General features: G+C 65.6%; 6 protein-coding genes. 3 read left to right on the forward strand and 3 right to left on the reverse strand.

Features of this window, described 5'->3' with window-relative positions:
• Positions 1-3: 3 nt before the first annotated feature.
• Complete coding sequence (locus tag ASF26_RS11455; RefSeq protein WP_056253752.1) at positions 4-2,091, reverse strand: hypothetical protein; 2,088 nt, start codon at positions 2,089-2,091, stop codon at positions 4-6.
• 313 nt (positions 2,092-2,404) lie between these two features.
• Complete coding sequence (locus ASF26_RS11460; RefSeq protein ID WP_244475901.1) at positions 2,405-3,796, reverse strand: glycosyltransferase family 61 protein; 1,392 nt, start codon at positions 3,794-3,796, stop codon at positions 2,405-2,407.
• A gap of 426 nt (positions 3,797-4,222) precedes the next feature.
• Between ASF26_RS11460 and ASF26_RS11465 the strand changes: the two genes are divergently transcribed.
• Complete coding sequence (locus tag ASF26_RS11465; protein ID WP_018043413.1) at positions 4,223-4,633, forward strand: EF-hand domain-containing protein; 411 nt, start codon at positions 4,223-4,225, stop codon at positions 4,631-4,633.
• A 509-nt stretch (positions 4,634-5,142) separates the two neighbouring features.
• On the forward strand, positions 5,143-5,376 hold the full coding sequence (locus ASF26_RS23410; protein WP_018043414.1) for a GcrA family cell cycle regulator: 234 nt from the start codon (positions 5,143-5,145) through the stop codon (positions 5,374-5,376).
• Positions 5,377-5,502: 126 nt separating this feature from the next.
• On the opposite strand, the gene ASF26_RS11475 is transcribed toward ASF26_RS23410, so the two are convergent.
• Positions 5,503-6,177 (reverse strand): hypothetical protein, encoded by a 675-nt coding sequence (locus ASF26_RS11475; protein ID WP_056253759.1) that lies wholly within the window; start codon positions 6,175-6,177, stop codon positions 5,503-5,505.
• Positions 6,178-6,530: 353 nt separating this feature from the next.
• On the opposite strand from ASF26_RS11475, the gene ASF26_RS11480 reads away from it, so the two are divergent.
• Entirely contained in the window at positions 6,531-7,067 is a 537-nt protein-coding gene (locus tag ASF26_RS11480; RefSeq protein WP_056253763.1) for a superoxide dismutase family protein, read from the forward strand.
• Positions 7,068-7,325 lie beyond the last annotated feature (258 nt).

Raw genomic sequence — 7,325 nt, forward strand, 5'->3', positions numbered from 1 at the left:
CGCTCAGGCGCTCGCGTCGCTGGGAGCGGGCTGCTTGAACCGCTCCTTCATCCGCTTGCCGAGATCCACCTTGCGCGCATTCGCGGCGAGACGGATCGCGCGGTCGACCTCGGCCGGGGCGGCGACCTCGTTGATCTGGCCGACCAATGCCATCAGGCGCTCGTCGTCGGAGAAGGTCAGTTCGCAGCGGTAAAGCAGCATCAGCACGCGTCCGTTGCGGGGATCGACCTGAAGCGCCCGTGACAGCACCTGGGCTCCCTCGCCGGCGGCGCCATAGCGGAAAAGCCGGTCGCCTGCCTCCAGCACAAGGCCGAGATCCGTACCGGCCACATGGGCGACGGCACGCCAGGCCGCCAGAATGGATTCCTCGTCTCCCGTGGGCTCGAGCGCCTTGGCGGCCAGGCGGCGAATGCGGCCCTGACTGTTGGTCATCAGGGCGGAGACGAAAGAGCTGAGCCGCTCCTCGTTCTTCTCCTCTTCCGCGAGACGACCCAGGGTCTTCCAAGGATCCTCCAGTTCGGCATCCGCCTGGCACGCGCGCAAGATCAGGTCCCCGCCGCGCTCGCGGTCTCCTTTGATGAGGGCGATCTCACCGAGAAGCCAGATGCCGGTGGCGCCGTCCGCCTCCCGCCGGATCTCGGCCTCGGCGATCTCGGCCAGGGTGTCGACATCCTGCTGCTTCAGGGCGCGTCGGATCCGAACCGGAAGGGCTTCCTCGACGGCGGAATCGAGCGGGGTGGGCGCGCTACCATCCTCGATCGCCTTCACCTCCGGACGACGCGCGCGCTGGGCGAGGCGCACGGCCCGTTCGGCCTCCTCCGGGTAGAACTCCACGATGAGAGCCGTCAATTCGGCCAAGCGCTCGTTGTCGGAGAAGAGCAGCTCGCTGCGGTAGAGCATCACCAGAAGGCGGCCATTCGTCGGATCGGCCGCATAGGCAGCCTCGAAGATCCGTGCTGCATCCTCCCCCGCCCCCGCGCGGAGCAGGCGGTCGCCGGCCTCGATCAGGACGCCCACATCCGTCTGGGCCGCGGCGGCGACCCGACGCCAAGCGTCGACGGCCGCCGCGTCGGTGCCGGTCTGCTCGATGATCTTGGCGGCCATCCGCAAGATCCGGCATTGACCGTTGGTCATCAGCACGGAGGCCAGGAGCTTGAGCCTCTCCTCGTCCTGCTCGTCCTCGGCGACGCGCGCCAGGGCCTTCCACGGCTCCTCAAAGGAGGGGTTGGACTGGCAGGCGCGAATGATCAGATCGATGCCGCGTCGACGGTCCCCCCGCGACAGGGCGAGTTCCCCATACAGCCAGATCGCCGTGGGGCTATCCGGATCGTCTTGCATCTCGGACGTGGCGATGGCGGCCACCATCGGCCAATCCTCCAGCTTCAGGGCGCGACGGATCCGCGCCAGCAAGGTCTCGGTGGCATCGACGTCGGGCTTGTTGAGGTCGACCAGCCTCATGTATTCGTGGATGGCCCGCTGAGCATTGGAGTAGAGGACGATCTTGTCGGCCTGTACCACGCCGACGACGTCGCAAAACTCCCGCACCTGGGCGACGTTCGACGAAATGACGATGAAGCCGCTCGTGGCCGAGCGTTGCTTGATCACGCTGGCGAAACGGTCGGTGAACTCGGCCGTCTGCGGAAGAATGTCGCCGTCGACGAAGTAGGTCTCGTAGGGCAGCCCGTAGGACAGGGCATACCGAAACGCTAAGGCGATATCGGCGGGCACGTGCTTGTACGGCACGTCCATGAAGGCATCGATATTGGCCACGAAGGCGACGAACTTGATCAGGCTCCCCGGCTCGATGCGGTGCATCTTGGCGGCGAACACGCAGTTCCGCCTCAAAGTATGGAACGCGACAATCCCGGCCATGCGCCCGACGGGACTCGAGATGTCCGCCTCGCGCCGCATCTTGCCGACGGCGGGCTGCCGCACCCCCGCGATGAGGTCGCTGAACGCACGGCGCTCGATCTTCGAGGCGCAGAGGATACCGACGCGACGGTTCGTCGGGATGACCCCGGAGAGGCCGCACAGAACCGCATGCGACCGCGACTGGAGCGACCTGACCCAGACGTTCTCCAGGATCAGCATAACTCATCTCGCCCGGAGACCGGTGGACAGCCCCTCACTGAACGTGTTCCCGGTCGAGCGCCCAATCCCGATCTCCCAATCCGAAATCTAACGCCGCGTCACGCGAGGACGCAACAGCCCGCATCAATACATCGCGCCTCGCCAAAGGCTTAGCCGAACGCTTCGACCCGGCCGACCGAGCCCGGCCCCCATCCCGATGCCGGGTGTCTCTCATGACAGCAGCCCTTGCTGCAACGACATGGCCGGAATGAGGGCGTCCATTCGTCGGGGCACCTCCAACAATCGCGTGATCCGCCGCCGGACAGGGGCTCCTTCACCCCATCCGGGACTGGTCGCCGGCATCCTCCACGCGAACGGGAGCGGCCGCATCGCCGGGCCGCTCATCGAGATAACCGAGGAAAGCCGGGGCATCCACGGTCCAACTGTCCATCACGCCGTGGTGAGGCTCCAGCCAGCCCCGATAGCGATGTCCCATCACGATGCTGAGCCGGGCATAGTTCAGGCGCAGGAAGTAGGTCCCGTCCTGGACCGGCACGATCTCGGTGATGTGGGTTCCGGGTTCCGAGAAGACGATATGTGCCAACCCGGCCCCGTGAGGAGCGACGATCCGCTTCGCCGACGAGACGATGAAGACCTGCTGCCACAGGGGCATGGTTCCGAGGGCGACGCCCGCATAGCCCCTCGTCGTGATCTGCGCCTCGAGTTCGGCTTCGTTTCTCATGACCCGTCGGCTCGAATCGCGGCGTGAGATGTAGATCGCATCGTCGGCGCTCACGTTTTCCTGCGCAGCGATGGCACGGGCGGACCGCTTCACCCGCTCGATGACGGGTGCCACTTGGTCCCAATAGCTGAAACCATGCATGCCGCTGCGGGCGATCAGCAGCCGCTGGACGAAGACCGCATCACCGACATCCACCACCGCCTGGGGCAGGCCAGCCAGACGCAGGGTCTCTTTCTCGAAGGAGGGAGCCAGGTCGCTGAGGAGGATCGCCGCATCCGGCGCCCCGTCCTCCAGCATCCAGGCGAAAAGCGGCAGGCGATCCACTAGCCAGTGATAGATGCCGCGCGTGCTCTTGATGGCGAAGAAGCCTGTCGCGATGCCGGGCGCTTCCGCGCGCGACAAGCGGGAAATGGGCGTTCCCTTCGAGACGATGAGGCTGCCGTCCTCCTTCCAGATCTGGCCGTTCCGGTCCACGAACACCTCCCGGTGCTCAATGATCTCGGGCGGCTTTGCCCGGGCGACCTTGTTCCGGAAGCTCTCGATATCCGCGGTGACCTTGATGGCATGGCGCGGCGGGGTTCGCTCGCTCGACCAGATCTCGACGGAGCCCTGAACCCGCCGCCCGGAGCCGAAGAACGGAAATCGAATCGTCGTGGCCGCCGCCTTGACGACGCCCGCCGCGGCGGAGGACCCGACGGGGACGGCCTTCGCCATGGCCGCCTTGATCGCCGACCGGAGGGCGGCATCCTTGGTATGGGGGAGGAACGATTTCGCCTGATGGGCGAATCTCGCCTCGGCCATCACGGCCGCATCGGCGGTGAAGACCGCCCATGCGGCAGCCGCTTCGCCGAGCATCAGGAACCTCTGGCTCACCGCATACCGATCCCGCGTCGACCATCGCGCGCCCAGGCACTGGCTTTCGGCCCAGGCCAATGCTTCGACGTCGCGCATCTCGCCGGCGGCGCGGATGAAAATACCCATCATCGACGGGCTTTTCTTAAGTCGCTCGCCGTTACGGGCCCGTGTCAGGATCGTCGGCCAATCGCCTCGCTCGAAGGCCGATTCGAAATCCCGGTACTTGAATCCCGTCCCCCTGAAGACGGTCCAACGCCAGATGCGCCTCAGGAGACGACGGACGGTTTCCATGACGGGCTGAAACATAGTGATGGATCATGTCCTTCGTTGCTTCCCATGACATCGCTCCTTCATGGAGGAGAAGGGAAAACCAATCCGTCATCAGCGGCATGTGTCGTGTGCCCGTGTCTTTTTGGGGCTCCGATCCGCCGGTATCGGAGGGTCTGTCATCCACAGACGCCCCAAGAACACGCCGCTGCCCTGCAATAGAGCACCTTCGCATCTGCAAAAGCCTGTGATAGTTCCACAACGCTGACGCAATTAGGAGGTTTACGCATGCTCAACCGGTCAAAGCTCCCCCTTTTCCTTGCCATCGCCGCCCTGGCCGTTCCCTTCGCCGTCGCCACCCCGGCCTCCGCCAAGGGCAACAAGATCATCTCCATGATCGACACCGACAATGACGGCACGATCGACCTGAAGGAAGTCCAGGCCGTCGCCAGCGCCAAGTTCGACGCCCTCGAAGGCGACAAGGACGGCACCCTCGACGCCAAGGAGCTCAAGGGTCGCGGTGGCAAGAAGGTGATCGCGGAAGCCGATCCGGACAAGGACGGCACGATCGACAAGAAAGAGTACCTCGCCCTGGTCGAGTCCCGCTTCAAGGCGGCCGATCCGGACAACGACGGCACCCTCGATGCGGCCGAGCTGAAGACCCCGGCCGGCAAGGCCCTGGTCAAGCTGCTCAAGTAAGCTGGCGGGGGCCGCGCTCGCCGCGAGCGGGCCGGACCACGGTTTCGAACAACGACCAGACCCCATGTGCCGCCCGGCGCATGGGGTTTTTTTGTCGTCTCGGACGTGAGCGAAGGTTTCGCGAGGCGCTCGAAGGACGACGCACCCGGCGAATCACTGCGCGGCGTCGACCGCCGACGGATGATTCGGGCGTTGGCATTCTCAAAAAAGAAAGGGATTCGGCGCTAGAAGAGGCGAACTCGACCTCGAACCAGACCAAAAGACGCCAGAATCTGTGCGCTGCAGCACGTTAATGCGTCGAGACTTGTTTAAGGGCGAAAGATCCCTAGATACAGTGACATCATGACAGCGTCGTATCGTGGCTTCCCACAAAGTCACGGGGCGGATCGGAAGCAGCCGGGGCATCGTCGTGCCTCGTGGCGGAAGGACCGTTCGTACGGCGGATTTCAATCCACGGTCCCACCGGGCGTGCGCCCGCCAGAGACGCAGATCCTGCGAGTACGTTTTACATGAATCAACTCGTTCGCCTGTCACAGATCGGCGATGCTGACGCCATTGCCGAACCGTCGGCCGAACTGCGCGTCCCCTTCGCCCAGTCGGGTGCCTTCGTCTGCAAGTTCATCATCGGCGAACCGAACGATCGTGCGGTCTGTTGCGGTGCGCCTGCGCCGGATGGCAAGAGCTGGTGTGCGTTTCACCGGCGGATCGTCTTCGAGCCGGCACGTCCGGGCCGCCTTCGCTAAAGCAGTCTTCGCTTCCCTCGCTATCATGGAATGCCTCGCCGGCTCTCGCCAGCGAGGTTTCTTGCATGGGCGAAGTCATGCGCAAGCGCCGTCAAAAACGTCGCCGGTAAAGCCCGGCGCGCACGATCAGTCTTCGGGATCGCCCCGATCCTCGGGCCCGCGGAGAGCCTCGAAGGGGCGTCCGTGCATCATGCGGGGGTCATTCGAGCGGACGACGAGATATCCCGCCTCGCGGGCCTCCCGCAGGCGAGCTGCCTGATAATCTCTGCCCCCGTCATCCCGGCGGCGATAGGCCGGCCCCTCTTCCGGGAGGTAGCCGTAGCGATAGCCGGGAGTGTCATCGTAATTCGGCTGAAAGGCACGGACGGTCCAGGTTCCGTCTCTCGCCGCCCGGCTGGTGGGCGCCCTGACGGCGACGGGGCGGATGGTCTCGCGTCCGGTGGGGAGCAGGCGTCGGGCAATCCTGTGGCCGGGTGCCTTCGTGCTCGCATGCGGGCTGGCCGTTGCGGGCCGGGGTCTGGCAGCCGCGTCACGGCGGTTTCGCGCCGCCTTCCCGGCACGGGCCGTCGCGTCGGCCTTCCGGACATCCTGCTGCTTGCCATCCTCGCGCCCGGCGACGGGCGAGGGTGCGGCCTTCCGGTCGGGCGGATCGGTCCACGCACGGCCGGCGGGAGCGGGCGTCGCGTCTTTGGCGAAGGGCGCGTCCTGAGCGGAAACGGTATCGATCATCGGCATGGCGCAGAGCGCCGACAGGCCGAGCGCCGAAACGATGGTCGAAAACCGATGAAGACGCATTGGCATCGACTCTCTCCAGGCTGGTGCCGAGAGATCGGACGCATATCGGCGTTCCACCTCCGCACGGCCGCCCGGCAATCGCTGTCGGACTGAGATGTCAGCTTAACGAAAGCTTACGATGGCGTCCACGATGCTATGTTAACCGGCATTCCGTTTGGGGTGGATGCCCCGTGGGGATGCCCGGCACCGGACCTGCTTCGGCGCCCGGATGCGGTTGCCGTCCGGGCTCGGCCGACACACATGGCACCCGACTCGACCGCGACGACAGCCTGCCCGGGCCATCGTCGTCGGACACGGTCGCGGCCGGGATTTTCCTTGCAGAGCTCCACAATCGCCCCGGCGTGGAGAGGAGAAACGCCATGAGACGATTCCTGTCGGTCCTCGCCCTGCTGGGCGGCGTCGCGCCCGCCCTCGCGCAGGCGCCTGCCCCGGCGGCAAATACCGCGCCGCAGACCTACGAGAGCAAGGTCGTCAACACGAAGGGCGAACCGATCGGAACGGTCACCATCCGCGATGGAGCGAGCGCCCTGGTGCTGCGTCTGGCGATCCAGCCCGGTGGCCTGCCTCCTGGCTGGCACGGCATCCATTTCCACGCCGTGGCCGATTGCTCGGACATGGAGAAGTTCGAGAAATCGAAGGCTCACGTCAATCACGACCAGAGCAAGCACGGCCTGCTCAACCCGGAAGGGCCTGACGAGGGCGACCTGCCCAACGTCTACGCCAATGCCGATGGCTCGGTGAATGCGGAGGTGTCGAGCGAGACGCCGCTCACGGGCGAGGGCGGGTTGAAGGATGCCGACGGCTCGGCCTTCATCATCCACGCCAACGAGGACGACCATACCAGCCAGCCGATCGGCGGGGCGGGTGCCCGCCTGGCCTGCTCGGTCATCAAGTAGCCGGCCATCGCATCCTCGGCGCAGGGCCGCCGGAGGATGCGAATGCCTCGAACGGCATCACGGCCGCCACAATAGCGGAGCCATGATGCCGAGTTCTCGTGTTTGTCGTCCGGTCAGCGCTGGCCGTTGCCGATGCTCACGAGCTTGGCACCACTGCGAGCCTTCTGCTCAGGCAGAGCGGCTTGGACGGTCCTGACGATGCCGTCGGCGTCGAGGCCGGCCTCGGCGTACATCGCTTCCGGGCTGTTATGGTCCTGG

Origin of the sequence: Methylobacterium sp. Leaf93 (genome assembly GCF_001422345.1) — a bacterium.
In the GTDB taxonomy this organism is placed as follows: Bacteria; Pseudomonadota; Alphaproteobacteria; order Rhizobiales; family Beijerinckiaceae; genus Methylobacterium; species Methylobacterium bullatum.